The organism is Streptococcus sp. IMAU 99161, assembly GCF_014435245.1.
GTDB classification, from domain to species: domain Bacteria; phylum Bacillota; class Bacilli; order Lactobacillales; family Streptococcaceae; genus Streptococcus; species Streptococcus lactarius.
In genome coordinates, this window is record NZ_JAAPAW010000003.1 from 144,202 (window position 1) to 166,351 (window position 22,150).

The window sequence follows — 22,150 nt, forward strand, 5'->3', positions numbered from 1 at the left end:
CACTAAATGTTACAGTTCATTATAAAATATGTTACAAATGTTACAGGAATATGTGAATTTAATGTAAAAACAGCATTATTTAGCGGTTTTTCGTTATTTTTGCACCATTCACAGACTTTCTATCCATTTTTTAGACAAAAAACTAGCAACATCAGAAGCAAGATAACAACAATGGCAAGGGTGTCTTTTATCTTCCATTGTAGGTTTCGATAGCGGGTTCGTCCCTCACCACCTCTGTATCCTCTCGCTTCCATGGCAATTGCAAGTGCATCTGCACGTTTAAAACTAGAGGCGAATAAAGGAATAAGGATAGGAATGAAGGAGCGAATTTTTTTCAAGAGATTTCCCTCTCCAAAATCAACGCCACGCGCCCTTTGGGCATTCATAATTCGGTTAGTATCGTCTACAAGAGTCGGTACAAATCGCAAACTCATTGATAACATTAAACCGATCTCATGCGCTGGAACCTTAATGATTTTAAATGGTGTAAGTATTTTTTCAACAGCATCCGCTAAACTTAATGGAGTAGTCGTCACCGTTAAAACTGTCGAATAAAATATAATTAAGAGAAATCTACAAAAGATAATCGCCGCCTGCATCAAGCCTTGATCTGTCACTCTAAAAAACCACCAATGATACAAAACTGTTCCTTGAGAGGTCGCAAATAGCTGAAATAAAGTAGTAAATGCAATGATAAAAATCATTGACTTTAAACCTTTGACATAAAAAGCAACCGAAATGCGTGTTACATACATTAAACCAAAAACAAATGCAAAAAGAAGGACATTTGTCTGAATGTTATTTGCCCAAAACAAGAGAAATATGAATAAAAACATCGAAAGCAACTTCCCACGAGGGTCCAATTGATGAATAATGGAATTTCCGGGAATATATCTGCCTAAAATCATATTATTCATGAAGCAACATCTCCTTCAATTCCTCAATCTTGATTGGTAGTCTTTCAAATTTCATACCTTTTTGTTGCAATTGAAGAGCAAAATTTGTAATTTTTGGAACTCCTAGTTGAATCTTTTGTAAATACTCAACCTCTTGAAACACACTAGAAGGTGATCCTTCTAAAACAAGATTGCCACCTTTCAAAACATATACTGTATCTGCAAAATTAGCAACATCATCCATTGTATGAGTTACAAGCACAATGGTCATCCCATTTTTATGCAGTCTCTCAAATAGCGCCATTAATTCCTTTCTACCTGCTGGATCTAGCCCTGCTGTTGGCTCATCTAACACCAAAATTTCAGGTTCTATTGCTAAAATACCAGCGATGGCAACCCGTCTCATCTGACCACCAGATAATTCAAATGGGCTTTTATTATAGACCTCATCATTTAGCCCAACAACTGCTAATTTATCTTTGGCTATTTCCTCAGCTCTTTCTCTAGATACGCCAAAATTTTGTGGTCCAAAGGCTACATCTGCTAAAACTGTCTCTGCAAATAGTTGACTTTCTGGGAATTGAAAGACCAACCCCACTTTTTTCCTCAAGTGCTTCATCTTTTTTTGATCCGTTTCTCGGTCCAAAACAAAATCGTCAAATTGAATTTCTCCTTGAGTCGGACAAAGTAATCCATTTAGTAGTTGCAATAAGGTGGACTTACCACTACCAGTATGTCCTACGATGGCTGTGTAAGACCCATCCTTTATTTCCAAACTGATATCAGAAAGTGCCTGCCCTTCAAAAGGACTTCCCTCTTGATAAGTATAATAGACATTCTTTAAAGAAATTCCCATAGTTGGTCTAATAACTCACTTTCTGTTAGATAATCCTGTTTTAGTGGAAAAATCTCACTAAGGGTTTCTTGGAGTTGCTTACTAAAAGGCTTGTCTAATCCAATTTGATTTAGATCGTCCCTTGAAAACAATTCCCTTGGCGTCATAGAAGACTCTAATCTTCCTTTTTTAAACACAAGCGTTCGATCACTTAAGGCGATCTCAGCTAAATCATGGGTAATCGAGATGACTGTTAGCTGGAACTGGCTCTGGAGAGTTCTCACCACTTTCATCAACTCTTCTCTACCTTCTGGATCCAACATACTAGTTGCTTCATCCAAAATAATGATCTGAGGCCTTAAGGCAATGATCCCCGCGATTGCAACTCGCTGTTTTTGACCACCAGATAAACGTGAGGGTTCTCGATCTTTAAATGTCGACATGCCAACTTGCTCAATCGCTTTCTCTACACGCTGGAGCATTTCTTTACGAGGAATACCTTGATTTTCTAAACCAAAGGCGACATCATCTTCCACTGTAGCACCAACAAATTGATTATCAGGATTTTGAAATACAATCCCAATTTTGCTACGGAGTTCCCAGACAGTTTCACGCGTTAATGGTATTTCATCGATGACAATCTCACCAGACTCAGGTTCTAGTAAACCATCAATTAAGCGTACAATCGTGGATTTGCCACTACCATTGTGACCAACAATTGAAAGCCATTCTCCTTGTTTCACGTGAAACGAAACGGAGTCAATTTGATACTCATCTACAGTTGTATCATATCGAAAAGATACATTTTTCAAGTCAATAATATGTTTCATTTATTTAAATGTGTCTTTAAAGAGATAGCTACTTCCTTTAAAGTAGTCGTAACCAGAATAGATTGTAAAAATCAATGCAATATACAGTAAGACTGTTCCAGGAATCGTCCAATGACAAAGCAAAAAGATAATCGCAAACATTTGACTAAAAGTCTTAATTTTTCCTGGCATTGCAGCAGCAAGCACCGTACCACCTGTCTCTACAAGTAGAAGGCGCAAACCAGTAACAGCCAACTCACGGCAAATGATAACAGCAACAATCCAAGCAGGAACCATTTTTAATTCAATCATCATGATGAAGGCTGACATAACTAATAATTTATCAGCCATTGGATCTGCAAATTTTCCAAAATTACTGACAACCTTCCATTTTCGAGCAAGGAATCCATCAAGGTAATCTGTAATACTTGCAATCGCAAAAATAACTGCTGCAAGAACATGTCCAATATAGGAATGACTAAGACTTAGAATTATAATAAAAATGGGAATCATTACAACACGGATTAGGGTTAGTGTATTGGGAATATTTTCTTTTTTCATAGTTCCTCCAAAAATATAGTAGCTTTACATCTATTTTACAGATGTTGTAAACTCATAAAAATATACGATATAAATCACAAATCCAATTATAGCAAGACTAGCAAGTACATAGTAAAGAATTGGCAACCATGACTTCTTTTGTCTTTGTAACCTTGAATGTAAGTCTTCATCATTGACAAGGACTTCTTCGTCAAACAATAACTCTTTTCCTTCACGAAAAGCCGTCAACAAGATTTTTTCATCTAATCCTAGCGCCCATGCTAATTTTTTTAAATAGATCTGAGCGTAAAATGGACTAGGTAAAAGATCAAAATCATCGTTTTCTAATGCTTCTATATAAGGAATTTCAATGGCTGTTTTCTGTGCCAAGTCTTGTAAACTAATTTGTAAATTGACTCTTGACAGTTGTAACACTTGACCAATTGTTCTTTTCTTCATGTTTTCCCTTCTTGACTGATTGTTTACTACTTTGAAAAAATCATATAGTCAATCATTTCGGCCCGATCAATGAATTGATGTCCTAATCTAATGATATCCTGTAAACTAATACTTTGCAAAATCTTTGGAAGATCATATGAAGTACTACCATTAGAAAAATACTCGAACTGAGTAGCACTGTACTCCAGTGAATTTAGACCTTGTAAAAAATCACCAAACATTTCGCTTTTAATCGTATCTAAATGTTCTTGATTGACATCTGGATCTTTTTCAAATTGTCGAATAGCTTTTCTAAATTGATGAGACACAGATACCGGTTCCTGGGTATCCATTGTCAATATAACGAAATGAAATAGCTCTTCGACTTCTACCTCAAGTGTCAAGGAGTTGTCAATCTTTCCTGCCTCATACAAACTTTGAAAACGTTGCGAGGTCCATCCAAACATCATAGAGAACAGCAATTTCAGTATCAACTTATAACGAAACGTTTCTTCTTGTTGAATAAGATCATTTCCTCGGATTGCGATGGCCAACTTAGGAATGGCAACATTCATTCTAGAAGATTGATTTAATACCACTTCATTTTTTTCTACAGGGATTCGCTCCAATTTGATTGACTGACGAGGAGTCTCCTTCTCATAGTCTTTCAAAACTTGACACACAGAATCAACATCAAAATTCCCAATCACTAATAGGTGCATTTGAGACGGATGATAAAACAGATCGAAGTTCTCATGCAAATTCTCAGTTGTAATGTTTGCAATTGACTCTTTTGTTCCAGCAATATCGTCAGCTAAAGAGGTAGCTGGATATAACTGCTCCAAAGCTCCAAAAAACAATTGATAATCTGGACTATCCTGATACATCCCTATCTCTTGTTGGATGATTTCTCTCTCTTTGCTAATCGTTTTCTCTGTAAAAGAAGCTTTTGAAACCATCTCTAATAAGAGCTGGATATTTTCTGTTACTTTTGAAGTTGTTGAAAAAAGATAACTGGTCTTTGTAAAGCTTGTAAAGGCATTGCTTTCGGAGCCTAATTGAACGAATCTTTTTAGAAAATCCTGGCCTTTTTCATCTTCAAATAATTTATGTTCCAGAAAATGCGCAATTCCTGCGGGGTATTGTTTTTCAACTCCATTTACTAAAATACGAGTGTCAATTGAACCAAACTTTGCTGTAATGATACCGTAGGTTTCGTAGTAATCCTCTTTTGGAATTAAATGGACTGTCAAGCCGTTTGACAATTTTGTAAAACAAACTCTTTCACCCACCGCTTCATAATATTTTTCTTTAATCTTCAATCTTTACACTACTTTCCTTCCATGAAATAAACAGACTGTAAATTAATTGTTTTTGCCGTTTTGATAATGTCTTCTTTTGTAACTTTGTCAATCTCTTTTAGCCATTCTTCTAGAGAGAGTAATTTTGTTTCTAAAGTCGTTTTCAAATACGCCCTTTCAATCAAGGTATTTTGACGATCTTGTGCCAATAAAGTCGTATTGACCAACATCTCTTTTGTTAACTGCAATTCCGATTCTGTAAACTTACCTCGTTTTAAATCATTAAACTGCCTCATAATCAAGGTCATGACTTTGGTCCGATATTCTTTATCAATGCCTGCAAAAACCCTCATAAAACCGGTAAAAATATCAAAATGGCTAGAAATGGTATAAGCGAGTCCTTCTTTCTCGCGGATGGTTTGAAAGAGTCTCGAATGAGAGAAGGCCCCTAGCAAGCCATTTAAGACAACTAATGGGATATGAAGGGGATCTCCATACTGGATTGAAAGATGATACCCCAATTCTAAAATAGATTGTTGCTGTTGTTTTTGTTCTAACTTTTCTCTAACGACATTTGAAAATGGTTGTTGATAATTAATAGATAAGTGCTGTTCACGTGGCTCAAATTCAAATTTTTTTACTCGATCAACAATAGCAACTTCATTAAATTCCCCAATGAAAAAGAAATCAATCGTATCTGAAGTTAGCATCTGGTGAAAGTAAGAAAGCGAACTTTGAGCTGTTTCTTGTTTCACTAACTCAACTTTACCCAATCTTGACATTCCAATTGTTTCATCTTCAAAAAAAAGTTGATTCAATTGTCCGTGAGCATAATAATAAGGCTCTTCAATTTCAGACTCCAGATCCGAAATCGTATTTTTCTTTTCCACTTCAAACGTCTCACTATCAAAGCGATCCTCATTTGTCAAAGGTGAAAACAAAATTGTTTCTAAAATATCTAAGATTTCATCAATTAACACATTTTTCTTGCTCAAAAAAGCGTCGCGCACAAAGGAAATATTCAGATCAACATAATGAACATGACCTCTTTTTGATACAGAAGTTGACAATTCTACTCCATACAAACTTGCTAATTTTTCACGAAACAACTGCGAGGTTGGGTATTTTTTGTTCGCAGTTTCCATCATACAAGCTACTAAAACTCTTGCAGCTACTGTATTTTCATCTAATGGTGCTGAAAAACGGACCTTAATTTTGTTGGTCTTAAATTTTTTTGATTGAAGAAAGTGAAGATTCACACCCTTTACTAATTCCATTTTCATCCTCGTTCAACTCAATAGTAACTTTCATTATAACACGAAATCCTACTAAAATCCTAATTCAAACTGTGAAAATAGTTTGTAAATCTTACCACATTCTCTACCCTAGATATACTGAAAATATGGTATAATAACACGCAAAGAGGTGAACTATGAATTATAAATTATTTGATGACTTTATTACATTACAAGCTATCTTAAAAGAACTCGGTATTATTCAGAGTGGTGGCGCCATTAAAGCATTTTTTCAAGAAAAAGAAGTCTATGTTAACCATGAATTGGAACAACGGAGAGGTCGTAAACTTCGTATGAACGATCAAGTGGACATTCCAGAACTAAACATAACAATTGCCATCCTTCAACCTACCCCAGAAGAAGTTAACGAGCATCTCAAAGAGAAAGAAGAAAAGGAACGTGTTGCAAAACTCGTCAAACAACTCAATCAGAATCAAAAGCAAAAGAAACAACCAATAAAACATGATAAAAAAGAACGAGTAATTCGCTTTCCTGGTATCTCATAATGTGGCTGAAACAATTATCTATTCAACATTTTAGAAATTATCAAGAACTTGAAATTGAGTTTCATCCTGGTTTAAACATTTTCTTGGGACAAAATGCACAAGGAAAAACAAATATCCTCGAATCCATTTATTTTCTAGCTTTGACTAGAAGTCATCGTACACGAAATGATAAAGATCTCATCTACTTTGAATCCTCCGATTTCAAAGTTTCTGGTCTTTTACAAAGAGAAACTGGTTCAATTCCCTTAGAAATTTCCTTAACCCCAAAAGGGAGAATAACTAAAGTAAACCATTTAAAGCAGGCCAAACTATCTGACTACATTGGTCATATGAATGTGGTTCTTTTTGCGCCGGAAGATTTGCAATTGATCAAAGGCGCCCCTGTTGGACGACGAAAATTTATGGACATTGAATTGGGACAGATGAAGCCCATATACCTATCTGACCTATCCCAATACCATCATGTTTTAAAACAAAGAAATAATTATCTAAAAAATTCTGAAACAATTGATGCAACTTTCTTAGATGTCTTAGATTCACAGCTAGCAAGTTTTGGAAGCCGGGTGATTCATCACCGACTTGATTTTCTTCAAAAGTTAGAAGCTAAAGCAAAAGAGAAACACGCTCGCCTATCTAATTGTAAAGAAGATCTACGGATTCAGTACCTATCCACCATATTTTCTGAAGAAGTGGATGATTTAGAACAGCAGTTTCTCTTTCTCTTAGAAAAAAATCGTCAAAAAGATATTTATAGAAAAACAACGAGTATTGGACCTCATAGAGACGATTTGGTGTTTTTTATCAATGATATGAATGCGAACTTTGGTAGTCAAGGCCAGCATCGAAGTGTTGTTCTTTCTCTAAAATTAGCAGAAATCGAATTGATGGAAGAACTGACAAGAGAAAAACCAATTTTACTACTTGACGATGTTATGAGTGAACTTGACAACGATCGTCAACTTCAGTTGCTAGAAACAATATCAAACAGTATTCAAACATTTATAACAACAACTACCCTAGATCATTTAAAAGATTTGCCTAAGGAATTAAAAATTTTCTCCATTCAATCAGGTCATATTAAAACAGCATCTTGACAAAATTGTCAAGATGCTGTTAATTTTATTTACAAGTTAGTAAACTTATTGTGCCGAATAGTTTGGAGCTTCATTTGTAATTTGAACGTCGTGAGGGTGACTTTCTTTCAATCCTGCACCACTCATTTCAACAAATTGAGCATTATCATGTAAATCTTGAATGGTTGCCGCACCAACATAGCCCATACCTGAACGGATACCACCGATCATTTGGAAGACCATATCTGCTACGGAACCTTTATAAGCAACACGTCCTTCAATTCCTTCAGGAACCAATTTATTAGCTTCATTGACAGATCCTTGGAAATAACGATCACTAGACCCTTTCTTCATAGCTGCGATCGATCCCATACCACGATAGGTTTTAAATTTACGACCTTGGAAGATTTCTGTTTCACCCGGTGCTTCATCTGTACCCGCAAGCATGGACCCGAGCATAACCGCATTTCCACCAGCCGCAAGAGCTTTGACAATATCTCCTGAATACTTGATACCTCCATCAGCAATGATTGTTTTACCGTATTCACGAGCTACAGCAGCTGCATCATAGATAGCCGTAACTTGAGGAACACCAACACCTGCAACAACACGGGTTGTACAGATAGAACCTGGGCCAATCCCGACTTTAACAACGTCTACCCCTGCATCAAACAAGGCACGCGCACCTTCAGCTGTCGCAATATTTCCTGCAATTAAGGTACGATCTGGGAAGTGAGCACGAATTTCTGCAATCTTACGAAGAACACCTGCAGAATGTCCATGGGCAGTGTCAATAACAATAGCATCTGCACCAGCTTCAAAAAGGGCTTCTGCACGTTCAAAGGTATCAGAAGTAACTCCCACAGCTCCAGCTACAAGCAAACGACCAAATTCATCCTTAGCGGCATTTGGAAATTCAATCACTTTCTCAATATCCTTGATCGTAATCAAGCCAGAAAGACGACCCTCTTCATCTACCAATGGTAATTTTTCAATACGATGTTCCTGTAAAATGCGTTCAGCTGTTTCCAAATCAGTTCCGACTGGTGCAGTCACCAAATTTTCACTTGTCATATGATTTGAAATAGGTTGATTATAATCAGAAATAAAGCGTAAGTCACGATTCGTGAGAATACCAATTAATTTACGATTTTCAAGTGTTTCAACAACAGGAACGCCACTGATCCGGTATCGTCCCATCAACTCATTTGCTTCCGCAATTGTATGAGATGGAGTCAAATAGAATGGATCAATAATAACTCCATTTTCAGAACGTTTTACTTTTCTTACTTCATCTGCCTGTTGCTCAATTGACATATTTTTATGGATCACACCAAGTCCACCAGCACGTGCCATAGCAATTGCCATTTGGCTTTCAGTCACTGTATCCATTGCAGCAGTAATGATTGGGATGTTTAAGTGCAAATTACTTGCTAATTGTGTACTTAAATCTGCATCATTAGGCAATACGTGACTTTCTGCCGGAATCAAAAGCACGTCATCAAATGTAAACCCTTTTTTTAAAAACTTTGTGTCCCAATTAGACATCCGCTGGATCCTCTTTTCTTTTTATTTGAGCAAGACTCGAATTTTTATTGTTAATATCATACCATTCTATCGCAATTTGTCAATCATTTATTGGCAAATTGTAAAGGAATAAAGGAAAATTGTCTCTATCCAATTTGTAAATCCTTATTTTTTGAAATAGGTTATTCCCATCGCAGATTTTACATCGTCCAATGTTTGCGCTGCAACACTGCGAGCACGCTCACTACCTTTTTCAAGAATGGAGTATACTTCCCCCATATCCTTTGCAAACTCAAGACGTCTTTCTCGAATTGGTCTTAGTTCACGATCCAAAATTTCTAAAAGATATCGCTTGGTCTTTACATCACCAAGGCCTCCACGTTGATAATGTTCTTTCATTTCTGCAATTTCATCTGCATCTTCTGGTCGACCAAATACATCCAAGTAATGAAATACCATGTTTCCTTCAATTTTTCCTGGATCCTCAACTTTGATGTGATCCGGATCAGTATACATGCTCATCACTTTTTTCTTTAAAGTATCCGCATCATCAGCTAGGTAGATGCCGTTATTTAAGGATTTAGACATTTTAGCATTGCCATCTAAACCAGGTAAGCGACCAGCTGCTTCATTTTCAGGATAAATTCCTTCTGGTTCGACCAAAGCATCTGTGTTGTATGCATGATTAAAGGAACGAACAATCTCACGAGTTTGCTCAATCATTGGCTTTTGGTCATTTCCTACCGGAACAAAATTGGCTTTAAATGCTGTAATATCCGCTGCTTGCGAAATAGGGTATACCAAAAATCCTGTAGGAATACTCTCACCAAAACCTTTTTGAGAGATTTCAGTCTTTACAGTTGGATTTCTTTCAAGTCGCGCCAAAGATACAAGATTCATGTAATACATAGTCAATTCTGCCAGTTCAGGAATCTGACTTTGAATGAAAATCGTAACCTTTTCAGGATCTAGGCCAGCAGCAAGATAGTCCAAAGCGACATTGCCAATAGATTCTACTATGGTTTTTGGATCTTTTGCATGATCTGTCAAAGCTTGCTGGTCCGCTAGGAAAACAAACATATTAAACTCGTCTTTATTTTGTAGCAAAACGCGATTTTTTAAAGAGCCAACATAGTGGCCAATGTGAAGTTTTCCTGTTGGTCTATCTCCTGTCAAAATGATGGGTTTCGTCATACTCTTCTCCTTAATCGTTATCCCTTCCATTATAGCACTTTCTAGTTAAAAATGTTAGTCTATCCTATCTGCCTTTGATTAATCTTATCTTTACAACAATGTAAACACATTTTACATAGTTGTAAAACAAGCTTGACACTAAAAAAGTTGAATTTTCCCCTATTTTCTAGTAAAATGAAGACATTATAGAAAGAGGAGAATATCATTGCTTACAGTATCAGACGTCTCACTACGTTTTAGTGATCGAAAATTGTTTGACGATGTCAATATTAACTTTACAGAGGGAAATACATACGGTCTCATCGGTGCCAACGGTGCTGGAAAATCAACCTTTTTAAAAATTTTAGCTGGAGATATTGAACCAACAACAGGTCATATTTCTCTCGGTCCTGATGAACGTTTGTCCGTTTTGCGTCAAAATCACTTTGACTATGAAGACGAACGGGTCATCGATGTTGTCATTATGGGAAATGAAAAGCTCTACAACATTATGAAAGAGAAAAATGCTATCTACATGAAAGAAGATTTTTCTGATGAAGACGGCGTCCGTGCAGCTGAACTTGAAGGTGAATTTGCCGAACTCGGTGGTTGGGAAGCAGAGAGTGAAGCTTCTCAATTGCTTCAAAATTTATATATTTCAGAAGACCTTCATTATCAAACCATGAGTGAATTAGCTAATGGTGATAAAGTAAAAGTCCTCCTTGCTAAAGCCCTCTTTGGAAAGCCAGATGTCCTTCTTTTAGACGAACCAACCAACGGTCTCGATATTCAATCCATTACCTGGTTAGAAGATTTTCTAATTGATTTTGAAAATACGGTTATCGTTGTATCCCATGACCGCCACTTTTTGAACAAAGTCTGCACCCATATGGCGGATCTCGACTTTGGAAAAATTAAACTTTACGTCGGAAACTATGATTTCTGGAAAGAATCTTCTGAACTTGCAGCAAAATTACAAGCAGATAGAAACGCAAAAGCTGAAGAAAAAATTAAACAATTACAAGAGTTTGTCGCACGATTCTCAGCCAACGCTTCAAAATCAAAACAAGCAACATCCCGTAAAAAAATGCTTGACAAAATCGAGCTAGAAGAAATTGTTCCATCTAGTCGAAAATACCCATTTATTAACTTTAAAGCAGAACGAGAAATTGGTAACGATCTCTTGACAGTTGAAAACCTCTCTGTCAAGATTGATGGAGAAACCATCCTTGACAATATCAATTTTATCTTACGTCCTGGTGATAAAACCGCTCTTATCGGACAAAACGATATTCAAACAACCGCTTTGATCCGTGCATTGATGGATGATATTGAGTATGAAGGAACTGTCAAGTGGGGAGTTACAACTAGTCGATCTTATCTACCAAAAGACAACAGCCGAGATTTTGCAGGTGGAGAAACGATTCTTGACTGGCTTCGTCAATTTGCAAGTAAAGAAGAGGATGACAACACGTTCCTTCGTGGTTTCCTAGGACGCATGCTCTTTTCTGGTGACGAAGTTAACAAGTCTGTCAACGTCTTGTCAGGTGGAGAAAAAGTTCGTGTCATGTTATCTAAATTGATGCTCCTCAAGTCAAACGTCCTTGTACTGGATGATCCAACCAATCACTTGGATTTGGAGTCTATTTCAAGTTTGAATGACGGATTGAAGAATTTTAAAGAATCGATTATTTTTGCCAGCCATGACCACGAATTCATTCAAACACTCGCCAACCATATTATCGTTCTTTCAAAAAACGGCGTGATAGATCGCATTGATGAAACCTATGATGAGTTTCTTGAAAATGAAGAAGTTCAAGCAAAAGTGAAAGAACTTTGGAATTAATCAGAAAAATTAAGAGTCCTGAAATCCTTATTTCAGGCTCTTTCAGTAGAAATATATGAACAAAACAAAGCTAAAAATATCCCTTTTTTTGATATCTTCCTTTCTGATTCCAGTGATCATAATGTTCTTTATTTACCTCTCACAAGGAATTTACTGGAACAGTGAGACATCCCCATTATTAGGAGATGGTTATCATCAGTATGTCATTTTTGATACCACACTTCGAAATATTTTACATGGAACAGATAGCCTATTTTACAGTTTTCAAAGTGGATTAGGCCTTAATTTCTATGCACTCAGTAGCTATTATCTAGGAAGTTTCTTTTCCCCTCTTGTATTTTTCTTTGATGCCCAATCCATGCCGGATGCTGTTTACCTCATCACACTTTTGAAATTTGGAGCAATTGGTCTTAGTACATACATCAGTATACACGGGATGTTTTCTAAAATCCCTAGAACCCTGGTTCTTACCCTTTCAACATCATTTGCTCTGATGAGTTTTGCCATCAGCCAAATTGAAATTAAAACTTGGTTAGACGTATTTATTCTAGCACCACTAATTGTTTATGGGTTCAAGAAACTAATTTACAATGAGGGAGAGATTCTCTACTTTATCAGTTTAACCTGTTTGTTTATCCAAAATTATTATTTTGGATTTATGATGTCCATTTTTCTCATATTATGGTACTTGACACAACTGTCATGGAATATCAAAGAAATTGGAAAGCGTTTTTTCCATTTTGTGATTGTATCTCTTCTATCGGTTATAACAAGTCTAGTAATGTTATATCCTACCTTCTTAGATTTACGTACTCATGGAGAAAGTTTTTCAAAGGTTGACAGTATCTTTACAGAAAAAAGCTGGTATCTCGACGTATTTGCCAAAAATTTCGTAGGTAGTTTTGATACGACTAAATATGGATCTATTCCGATGATCTATGTAGGATTGTTTCCATTGTTACTAGCAATCACTTTTTTCTTTGTAAAATCAATCAAGTTTCACGTGAAACTCTGCTATTTTTTACTTCTAACAATTCTCATTTTCAGTTTCCGTTTACAACTATTAGACCTTCTTTGGCAAGGTATGCACGCGCCAAATATGTTTCTCCATCGATACGCCTGGATTTTTTCTTTGACGATTATTCTAATGGCAGGAGAAGTTCTAAATCGAATCGAGGAGATCACTTGGGGTCGCTTTAGTATTGCTAGCTTCATACTCTTCTTAGGATTTGGAGGAACACTTTTTTTCAGTCATCACTATAAATTTTTAGATTCTATCAATTTCGTTGTTACTTTTGAATTTTTACTGGTTTTCTTTTTACTCTCTCTTGCCTTTATTTTAAAAAAAATATCCCCAAGATTATTCTACTTTTCCATTCTTTTCCTTTCTCTATTTGAACTATCTGTAAATAGTTATTATCAGATTGAAGGAATTGCAAAAGAATGGGTATTTGCTTCTCGATCATCCTACGAACGCGACTTAAAATCTATTCAAACCTTGGTAAGTGGAAACACAGACTCAAACTATCGGACTGAAATTCTACATCCACAAACTGGCAATGATAGTATGAAGTATGGTTATAATGGCATTTCTCAATTTTCATCTGTTCGAAATACAGATGCTAGTTCAATATTGGATAAACTTGGATTTAAATCTGAAGGAACCAACCTCAACCTTCGATATCAAAATAATTCCATTCTAATGGATAGCCTATTTGGTGTTCGCTATAATTTAAGCCAACAACCTGTTCAAAAATTTGGATTTAAAGAGATTGCCTCTAAAAATGGAATCTCACTCTCAGAAAATGAATACGCTTTGCCAATTGCATTCTTGTCAGCTAAGCCTTATAAGAATACATCCTTTACAAATCTGACACTCGATAACCAAACACAATTTATCCATCAACTCACAGGTAAAAAATTTAAATTTTATAAAAAATTAAAGTTTCTTTCAAATCACTCAGAAAACTCCACATCTTCCATGCAAACTGCAAAAATAGAGAAAGATAGTCACTTATCTTATGCAAGCATTGAATATGAAGTAACAATTCCTGCCCATAGCCAACTCTATGTTAATGTTCCAAATCTAGAATTTTCAAATGATGATCAAAAAGACATTGAAATCACCTATAATGGGCAGACCCAGCGTTATACTATTGATAATGCCTTTCCATTCTTTTCAATTGGACATTTTGATGCAGAAAAAACGATCACTATTCGTATGAGTTTTCCAGAAAATTCAACCGTTTCTTTTCGTACACCAGAATTTTTTGCGCTGGATCTTGACAAATATACGCAAGCTATCACCACTATTCGTCAGCAAGAAGCTGCTATTCACAAAAAGAAAAATAAAGTCGTGGCAACTTATAATGCAAATAGAGATACGACCCTTATTTTCTCACTTCCATATGATAAAGGATGGTCAGCTAAGCAAAATGGAAAACCTATCAAAATTCATCGCATCCAGAAAGGATTGATGGGAGTGGATGTTTCAAAAGGAACCGGAACAGTCACCTTAACATTTGTTCCCCAAGGCTTCATTGAAGGACTTACTGCCTTTTTCACTGGAATTGTTCTCTTCTTTCTTTACGAATGGATACAAATCATAAAGAGAAAAAAGTTGAAAACTATTCACTCCATTCAGTAACAAATAAAAAGCTAGGATGATGGTTATCCTAGTTTTTTTAGAAACAAAAAAACACCCAAATGGGTGTCGTGTTAGCTCCGCCAGTAGGACTCGAACCTACGACATCATGATTAACAGTCATGCGCTACTACCAACTGAGCTATGGCGGAATGAGATATAGTCCGTACGGGATTCGAACCCGTGTTACCGCCGTGAAAAGGCGGTGTCTTAACCCCTTGACCAACGGACCATATATTCATTAACAGAACATATCCCATTATATCAGAAATTAGCACTTTGTCAAGCATTATATTCTAAATTTTGCTCTTCAATTAATTTTTTAACGCGCTTGATATTGCTTCTTGAAATAGGGCAAGAATATCCTTCTTTTAAGAGAAGTTGCTTATTTTTCTTATCCATTCCAATAATCATACTTCTATTTACAATAAAAGATTGATGAGGGCTAAAATATCTATCTTCTTCATCCTTATTTAAAACATCGGATAAGCTTCCCGCAATTTCTTTTTGAAAATTTTTTCCAACTAAATTCAATTTATAAGCAGTTCCAATCGTCTCAATATAAAGAATATCTTTGAACGGAATTTTAATTTTTTTATCCCTAAAGTCATACTCAAAATAATCCGTCAAGTCATCATTTTTAATCTGGATGGTTGTCAAATATTCAATACAACCTTGTAACTTAGATTTAAATAAATCTTCATTCAAATTTTTATCAATAAAGTCCAAAGCAGATACTTTGTAACGGTAAGTAATAGAGGCAAATTCAGATTTTGTAGTAATGAATACAATAATTGCATAAGGATTTGCTTCCCGTATTTTTTGAGCAATTTCGAGCCCACAATACTCATTGTCTTGAATATGAATATCTAAAAAATATAATTGGTGGAGATCAGAATGTTGTATATATTCTTCAAACTCAGATAGCTTACCTGTAGAAATCATTTCAATCGTTAAATCCAATTCGTTAGCAATTGTTGCAATATGTTTTTCAACACGTAGCTGTTGTTGTAGTTCATCTTCTAGTAAAAAAATCTTCATTCTTTTTCATACCCTCCAATCTTCAACACTTGTAAAAACCAATTACCTTGCAATTCTGTTTCCAAAAACATATTTCCATAGTTGGCTAATATTTTCCTCACATTATCTAAGCCTAATCCTCTATTTTCTCCCTTTGTTGAATACCCCTCCTCATATATTTTTCTGACATCAAAAGTTATTTCATTCGTTGTATTATGAATCACCAAGTAAACCATTTTTGAAATAGAAAAAATAGCAATACGAACCTTCTTTTCCTCCGCTTCTTTTGAAGCTTCTAAAGCATTCGTTACTAGAATGCCAACAATTCTGACAATATCTAATAAGTCAACTGGTAGTTGATCAATGGATTCACTCGTTTCAAAAGTCATTTCTACACCAGCATCTCTGGCATCTAACCAACCCCGAATTAGAATACTTCGCAAGGCAGAATCTTTTATATTCACCAAGTTAAAGCCTGATAATTTTTCGGTATTGATCTCTCTATAACTTTTTTCTAATACTTCTCTATAAATTCTTTGAATTTCTGGAATATTTCCTTCTTGAATAGCTAGTGACATAGAAATCACTATGTTCCCTAAATCATGACGAACCCCTCTGACAGTAGAATAAAGACTTTGAATTTCAGCCATATAACGACTCATTTGTTGCTCGGAAAATTCTTTGTATTCCAGTTCTAAATTTTTACGATATTGATCTCTCTCAATCTTCATATGAAACAAACTGACTACAAATGAGAAAAAACAAATCGTCGCTAACATACTCCCAAAATTTTTATATTGTGCTTGTTCACTAATCCATAAGGCAAAATTGATTACCACAAATATAGCAAAATAGACAGAAATCAATAATTTTAAATACTTTTCAAATGCTTCTTCGTAAAAAGGGGTGAAATCAAATTCAAATAAGTCAATTAGCTTCAAAATGATTCCTAAAGAAACCAAACGAATAAACATATTGTAGATAATTGAGTAAGCTTCTACAACAGCATCTCCTAAAACTGAAGAAACGATAATGGTCAAAAAAGTAGCTGTTCCTTCAACTGCTAAATAAGTAAAAAAAGAGTAGAAAATAGAACATAAGCGATTATTTCGATTGGCATAATGATAATAAGGATAGAGATAAACAGGCCACAGTAGCATATTTAAATCTGATAATCGAATACCTGAAAATAAAGTGACATCTAAAAATACGAGAAGACTCTCAAAAAGAAGAACAAAGGTACTAAGCAGAAAGATAAACATAAACCGATGCTCCTGATAGATTTTTTCATCTACCAATGCAAAGGTCAGAACAATAACCCCTCCTAAAAGGAAAGACAAGACTAAAGACTGAAACACACATTCTCTCCCACTCTGTTTTCTATTTTATTATACTTTAGTATTATTATCAATAAAATAAAATATTATATACAAAAAATTATAATATAAACTATCGTAAAATTAAAGGGAATCTAGTAAAATGTAATATTTTTAAACAACTTGTTACATGTTTGAAACTTTTTTGAAATCGTTTTTTGCCACTATATAGGGATTTTTAATAGATTTTAAACACTATTTTGAAAAATATTTTCATTAATCTTAAAAAATATAAATACTTATAAAAAAATAAGATAAAACTGAAAATATATACAATTGTATATAAAAAAAGAGGGAGAAATGAACAAAGGTTACTTAACATTCGTTCATTTTTCCACTTTCCATTTGATCCCAGCAGGATTCGAACCTGCGACCGTTCGCTTAGAAGGCGAATGCTCTATCCAGCTGAGCTATGGGACCAAGCATACTTCATTTTAGCAGAAAAAGGAGGGGGCGTCAAGGTTATTTATGGTAAGGACTACCTTGTCGAATCATGAAGGCTCGATAGATTTGCTCCACTAATACCAATTTCATCAACTGATGAGGAAGTGTTAGTTGACCAAAGCTCATTAATAAATTACCTCTTTTTTTTACTTCAGGAGACAAACCAAGACTTCCTCCAATCACAAAGGTAAGATTTGAATACCCTGAAGTCATCATCTGGTCGATCGTTTGACTAAATTTTTCTGAAGGAAATTGTTTACCTTCAATAGCTAATACAATGACATATTCCTTATCTGAAATTTTAGAAAGGATTCGTTTTCCTTCTTTTTCAAGGATCTGTTGATTTTCAAGTTCACTTGCCCGATCAGGAGTTTTTTCATCAATTAATTCAATTTGTTCTACTTTTGCAAACCGTCCTAGTCGCTTTAGATACTCATCAATTCCATCTTTTAAGTATTTTTCTTTTAGTTTTCCAACGGTTATTAATTTAATTTTCATCCTTCTATTGTAGCATATTTCTAGTCTTCCACAAATAATTCACAGAAACTACAAAGAAAGCTATTCTATAAATACCTGTCTATAGCTGTTATTACACTTATTTCTACAAGTTGTCCACAAGTTGTGGATAACTTTATTTATTTAAGTTATAATTAAGAAAGTTTTTCTATACTCTAGACAATTTGATAGCCTTAGGAGGAAAATATGAAATCTTCATCCCATTTACTAAAAAAAATTGGGAGTTTATCCCTCATTTTTGTAGTCGGTTTTCTTGGTGGGATTCTTGGAACAGTTTCAACATTACAAGTATCTCATTCATCAAATGCAACGACTGAAAGTAAACAAGTACGCTCCACTACTGTAAAGACAGCCTATAAAAATACAACCTCAACGAGCCAAGCTGTTGATAAAGTAAAAAATGCAGTGGTATCTGTAATCACCTATGCAGATTCTTCAAATCAAGATTTATTTACAAATGATGAACATTCAGATTCTCAAATCTCCAGTGAAGGATCAGGAGTGATTTATAAAAAAGATGGAAAATATGCCTATCTTGTGACCAATACCCATGTTATTAGTGGTGCTAAAAAAGTAGATATCTTATTAGCGGATGGCAATAAAGTTCCTGGAGAAGTTGTTGGTTCCGATGTCTATTCTGATATTGCTGTTGTCAGAATTAGTGCAGATAAAGCTAAAGATGTCGCTGAATTTGGGGATTCAAACCAGTTAACTGTTGGTGAGACTGCTATAGCTATTGGAAGCCCCCTAGGGACGGATTATGCAAACTCTGTTACCCAAGGAATTATTTCAAGTCAAGGTCGAAATGTTAATTTAAAAGCTGACAATGGACAAAATATCTCTACACGTGCCTTGCAAACAGATGCTGCTATCAATCCAGGTAACTCAGGAGGACCTTTGATCAACATCCAAGGACAGGTCATTGGAATTACCTCAAGCAAAATTTCAACGAATGGACAGACTTCTGTAGAAGGAATGGGATTTGCAATTCCTGCAAACGATGTTGTCAATATTATCAAACAATTGGAAGAAAACGGAAAGGTCGTTCGACCAGCGCTTGGAATCCAAATGATGGACCTTGCAAATCTTTCAACTTCTGATTTGAGTAAATTAAAACTTCCTGAAAAAATCTCCGGAGGAGTCATTGTTCGCTCAACACTTGACAATATGCCTGCATCGGATAAATTGCAACGTTACGATGTCATTACTAAAATTGACGATACAGACATTGAGTCAACTGCAGATTTACAATCTGCTCTCTATTCTCACCAAATTGACGATATCATTAAGGTAACCTTCTATCGAGATGGAAAACAAGAGACAACTACTATTAAGTTGACAAAATCAACAGAAGATTTAGAAAAATAAACCTTTTCTTCTTGACATACCTGTAAACACACCTTTACGAATTTGTAAAGGTGTGTTATTCTATTCATAAGATGGAAAAATTTGAAAAACTAGCAATAAAAGATATTCGAACCAATCCTTTTCAACCAAGAAAAGTATTTGATAAAGAAAAATTAGAAGAACTGGCCCACTCCATTAAAGAAAATGGATTAATCCAACCCATTGTTGTCAGAAAATCTCCAATTATCGGTTTTGAACTGCTTGCAGGTGAGAGACGGTTTAGAGCTTCAAAAATAGCGGGATTAGAGGTTATTCCTGCTATCATAAAAGAATTAACTGATCAAGAAATGATGCAACAAGCCATTATTGAAAATTTACAGAGAGAAGACCTTAATCCCATTGAAGAAGCTCTATCTTATCAGAAGTTAGTTGAAAATGGTTATAAGCATGATCAAATTGCTCAATTTATGGGAAAATCTAGACCTTATATTAGCAATATGCTTCGCTTATTACAGCTAACACCCGCTATTCAAGAAGCTGTTATTCAAAATGATATTTCTTCAGCTCACGCGCGTGTTCTCGTTCCTCTTGATGAAAAAGAGCAAAATTATTGGCTTGAAAAAATAAAACAAGAGCACTTAAATGTTCGGATATTAGAAAATAAGATCAGCTCTAAAAGAAAGTTAAAAAATCAACCAGCAAAAGAATCTTTTCTAACTGAAGAAGAAAAGAACTTAAAGAAATTACTGGGGACAGAAGTTAAAATTCACTCCTCAGCCTCAAATAAGGGAAGTATCCAAATTTTCTTTTCAAATCTTGATGAATACCAACGAATTATCAACAGTCTGAAATAAGGCTGTTATTTTTATTTTCTGTATTGACAAACTTTTCCACTAACGAATCGTCTCTGAAATAGAGAAAAATCAACACATGAACCTAGTTATCCCCATATTGTGGAAAACTTTTGAAAACATTGGGGATTGTTTTTCACAACGTGTGGATAACTAAAAAATTAATCTCCTTTTGTTCTAAAATTCAGCCTGTGGAAAACTATTATTTTTTATGGTAGAATAAGGATACGTATGATTTGATTAATTGCAAGAAAAGGAGGGAAGTTTTAGTGACAAAAGAAGAACAATTTTGGTCTCGCTTTTTAGAATTAGCCCAATTACAGTTAAAAGATAGTGCCTATGACTTTTTTGTTGCAGATTCAAAATTAGTTAAAGTCGATGGAGATACAGCTACTATTTATCTTGATGGAAACTATAAGGAATTATTTTGGGAAACAAATCTAAAAAATGCCTTAATCACGGCCGGCTTTGAAATCTATAATACAGATTTGAAGTTCCATTTTGTTTTTGAAGATCTTCCCAATAGTCATCACAAGGATTCTAGGAACTCTTCTCTAAGTAGTTCCGCAACTGAACCATTGCCTAAAATTGAGACTGGACTAAAAGCAAAGTATACCTTCGATAATTTTGTGCAAGGGGATGGAAATATTTGGGCCAAGGCAGCGGCATTGGCAGTTTCTGAAAACCTTGCAACAACCTACAACCCTCTTTTTATCTATGGTGGGCCAGGGCTCGGAAAGACTCACTTGCTAAACGCAATTGGAAATCAAATTCTGGAAAATATCCCCAATGCGCGAGTGAAGTATGTCCCAGCAGAAACCTTTATTAATGAATTTTTAGAACATCTACGATTGGGAGAAATGAAGACTTTCAAGAATACCTATCGTAGTCTCGATCTCTTACTGATTGATGATATTCAATCACTTGGTGGAAAAAAAGTGACCACCCAAGAGGAGTTCTTTAACACCTTTAATGCCCTTCATAGCGACAACAAACAAATTGTTCTAACAAGTGACCGAAGTCCAGATCATCTGGATAGTCTTGAAGAGCGATTGGTAACGCGTTTCAAATGGGGATTAACGCAAAATATAACACCCCCTGATTTTGAAACCCGTATTGCTATCTTACGGAATAAGAGTGAAGATCTAGACTATATTTTTCCTAACGATACGCTAGAATACCTAGCTGGTCAATTCGATTCAAACGTTCGAGACTTAGAAGGAGCCTTGAATGATATCTCATTGATGGCCAAAGTGAAAAAATTAAAAGAGATCACCATTGATGTTGCTGCAGAAGCTATTCGAGCTCGTAAAAATGACAATACCCAGATGCTCGTCATCCCAATTGAGAAAATTCAGGATGCTGTGGGGGCCTTCTATGGAGTGAGTGTAAAAGAAATGAAAGGCTCTAGACGAGTTCAAAATATCGTCCTAGCAAGACAAGTTGCCATGTACCTTTCAAGAGAGATGACGGATAATTCACTGCCTCGAATTGGAAAAGAATTTGGTGGAAAAGACCACACAACTGTCATTCATGCTTATGAAAAAATAAAAAGTATGGTAGAAACAGACGATAATCTACGACTTGAAATTCAAAGTATCAAGAAAAAATTGAATTAACCTGTTTATAACTCTTTGAAAACTTTAAGGGGTTATACACAATTTTTAAACAAGTAACTTATCTAGTTTTAGAAATCATCCAGATAGTTTTCCA

General features: G+C 35.3%; 19 protein-coding genes and 3 tRNA genes. 7 read left to right on the forward strand and 15 right to left on the reverse strand.

Translation table 11 applies throughout. The features are described 5' to 3' along the window. Positions 1-119: 119 nt before the first annotated feature. The 7 genes from HA044_RS01240 to yfmF are packed head-to-tail and all read right to left on the reverse strand — an operon-like array spanning position 120 to position 6,096. Positions 120-917 carry an energy-coupling factor transporter transmembrane protein EcfT gene (locus HA044_RS01240; RefSeq protein ID WP_187538515.1) on the reverse strand — a complete coding sequence of 266 codons (798 nt, stop codon included), beginning with the start codon at positions 915-917 and terminating at the stop codon, positions 120-122. Beyond that, positions 910-1,752, reverse strand: a complete 843-nt coding sequence (locus HA044_RS01245; protein WP_187538517.1) for an energy-coupling factor transporter ATPase — start codon at positions 1,750-1,752, stop codon at positions 910-912. The genes HA044_RS01240 and HA044_RS01245 overlap by 8 nt, the downstream gene beginning before the upstream one ends. Continuing rightward, positions 1,737-2,561: an energy-coupling factor ABC transporter ATP-binding protein gene (locus tag HA044_RS01250; protein WP_187538519.1), complete on the reverse strand. Its 825-nt coding sequence runs from the start codon at positions 2,559-2,561 to the stop codon at positions 1,737-1,739. The genes HA044_RS01245 and HA044_RS01250 overlap by 16 nt, the downstream gene beginning before the upstream one ends. Next, positions 2,562-3,101, reverse strand: a complete 540-nt coding sequence (gene pgsA / locus HA044_RS01255) for a CDP-diacylglycerol--glycerol-3-phosphate 3-phosphatidyltransferase (RefSeq protein ID WP_187538521.1) — start codon at positions 3,099-3,101, stop codon at positions 2,562-2,564. A 30-nt stretch (positions 3,102-3,131) separates the two neighbouring features. Further along, positions 3,132-3,539, reverse strand: a complete 408-nt coding sequence (locus tag HA044_RS01260) for a helix-turn-helix domain-containing protein (protein ID WP_187538523.1) — start codon at positions 3,537-3,539, stop codon at positions 3,132-3,134. 26 nt (positions 3,540-3,565) lie between these two features. Then, positions 3,566-4,840: an EF-P 5-aminopentanol modification-associated protein YfmH gene (gene yfmH / locus HA044_RS01265; protein WP_187538525.1), complete on the reverse strand. Its 1,275-nt coding sequence runs from the start codon at positions 4,838-4,840 to the stop codon at positions 3,566-3,568. An 8-nt stretch (positions 4,841-4,848) separates the two neighbouring features. After that, a complete protein-coding gene (gene yfmF, locus HA044_RS01270) occupies positions 4,849-6,096 on the reverse strand; it encodes an EF-P 5-aminopentanol modification-associated protein YfmF (RefSeq protein WP_187538527.1) in 1,248 nt (415 codons plus the stop codon). A gap of 155 nt (positions 6,097-6,251) precedes the next feature. Here yfmF and yaaA point away from each other — a divergent pair, with 155 nt between their 5' ends. Together yaaA and recF are read left to right on the forward strand one after the other, a co-directional pair. After that, the gene (gene yaaA / locus HA044_RS01275) at positions 6,252-6,620 is read left to right on the forward strand and encodes a S4 domain-containing protein YaaA (RefSeq protein ID WP_187538529.1); all 369 of its coding nucleotides are present in this window, start codon (positions 6,252-6,254) and stop codon (positions 6,618-6,620) included. Further along, positions 6,620-7,714, forward strand: coding sequence for a DNA replication/repair protein RecF (gene recF / locus HA044_RS01280; RefSeq protein ID WP_187538531.1), 1,095 nt, complete (start codon positions 6,620-6,622; stop codon positions 7,712-7,714). Before yaaA ends, recF begins: the two co-directional genes overlap by 1 nt. 45 nt (positions 7,715-7,759) lie before the next feature. Here recF and guaB read toward each other — a convergent pair whose 3' ends face one another. Both guaB and trpS read right to left on the reverse strand, forming a co-directional pair. Continuing rightward, on the reverse strand, positions 7,760-9,241 hold the full coding sequence (gene guaB, locus HA044_RS01285) for an IMP dehydrogenase (protein WP_187538533.1): 1,482 nt from the start codon (positions 9,239-9,241) through the stop codon (positions 7,760-7,762). Between the two features lie 144 nt (positions 9,242-9,385). After that, positions 9,386-10,414, reverse strand: a complete 1,029-nt coding sequence (trpS, locus tag HA044_RS01290) for a tryptophan--tRNA ligase (RefSeq protein ID WP_187538535.1) — start codon at positions 10,412-10,414, stop codon at positions 9,386-9,388. 205 nt (positions 10,415-10,619) lie between these two features. Here trpS and HA044_RS01295 point away from each other — a divergent pair, with 205 nt between their 5' ends. Together HA044_RS01295 and HA044_RS01300 are read left to right on the forward strand one after the other, a co-directional pair. Then, positions 10,620-12,239, forward strand: a complete 1,620-nt coding sequence (locus tag HA044_RS01295; RefSeq protein WP_187538538.1) for an ATP-binding cassette domain-containing protein — start codon at positions 10,620-10,622, stop codon at positions 12,237-12,239. Positions 12,240-12,294: 55 nt separating this feature from the next. Beyond that, the gene (locus HA044_RS01300) at positions 12,295-14,886 is read left to right on the forward strand and encodes a YfhO family protein (protein ID WP_187538540.1); all 2,592 of its coding nucleotides are present in this window, start codon (positions 12,295-12,297) and stop codon (positions 14,884-14,886) included. Positions 14,887-14,961: 75 nt separating this feature from the next. Here HA044_RS01300 and HA044_RS01305 read toward each other — a convergent pair. The 6 genes from HA044_RS01305 to rlmH all read right to left on the reverse strand — a co-directional run bounded on the left by HA044_RS01305 (position 14,962) and on the right by rlmH (position 18,221). Beyond that, positions 14,962-15,035: transfer RNA gene (locus HA044_RS01305), tRNA-Asn, on the reverse strand. 8 nt (positions 15,036-15,043) lie between these two features. After that, positions 15,044-15,115, reverse strand: a tRNA-Glu gene (locus HA044_RS01310). 50 nt (positions 15,116-15,165) lie between these two features. Beyond that, positions 15,166-15,924, reverse strand: coding sequence for a LytTR family DNA-binding domain-containing protein (locus HA044_RS01315; RefSeq protein ID WP_187538542.1), 759 nt, complete (start codon positions 15,922-15,924; stop codon positions 15,166-15,168). Continuing rightward, entirely contained in the window at positions 15,921-17,261 is a 1,341-nt protein-coding gene (locus HA044_RS01320) for a GHKL domain-containing protein (protein WP_187538544.1), read from the reverse strand. Before HA044_RS01320 ends, HA044_RS01315 begins: the two co-directional genes overlap by 4 nt. A gap of 364 nt (positions 17,262-17,625) precedes the next feature. Beyond that, positions 17,626-17,699: transfer RNA gene (locus tag HA044_RS01325), tRNA-Arg, on the reverse strand. 42 nt (positions 17,700-17,741) lie between these two features. Next, positions 17,742-18,221, reverse strand: a complete 480-nt coding sequence (rlmH, locus tag HA044_RS01330) for a 23S rRNA (pseudouridine(1915)-N(3))-methyltransferase RlmH (RefSeq protein ID WP_187538546.1) — start codon at positions 18,219-18,221, stop codon at positions 17,742-17,744. A 204-nt stretch (positions 18,222-18,425) separates the two neighbouring features. Between rlmH and HA044_RS01335 the strand changes: the two genes are divergently transcribed. The 3 genes from HA044_RS01335 to dnaA all read left to right on the forward strand — a co-directional run bounded on the left by HA044_RS01335 (position 18,426) and on the right by dnaA (position 22,056). After that, complete coding sequence (locus HA044_RS01335; protein ID WP_187538548.1) at positions 18,426-19,607, forward strand: S1C family serine protease; 1,182 nt, start codon at positions 18,426-18,428, stop codon at positions 19,605-19,607. A 71-nt stretch (positions 19,608-19,678) separates the two neighbouring features. Beyond that, positions 19,679-20,440, forward strand: coding sequence for a ParB/RepB/Spo0J family partition protein (locus tag HA044_RS01340; protein WP_187538550.1), 762 nt, complete (start codon positions 19,679-19,681; stop codon positions 20,438-20,440). 266 nt (positions 20,441-20,706) lie between these two features. Continuing rightward, positions 20,707-22,056 carry a chromosomal replication initiator protein DnaA gene (gene dnaA, locus HA044_RS01345; protein ID WP_187538551.1) on the forward strand — a complete coding sequence of 450 codons (1,350 nt, stop codon included), beginning with the start codon at positions 20,707-20,709 and terminating at the stop codon, positions 22,054-22,056. Positions 22,057-22,150: the final 94 nt, after the last annotated feature.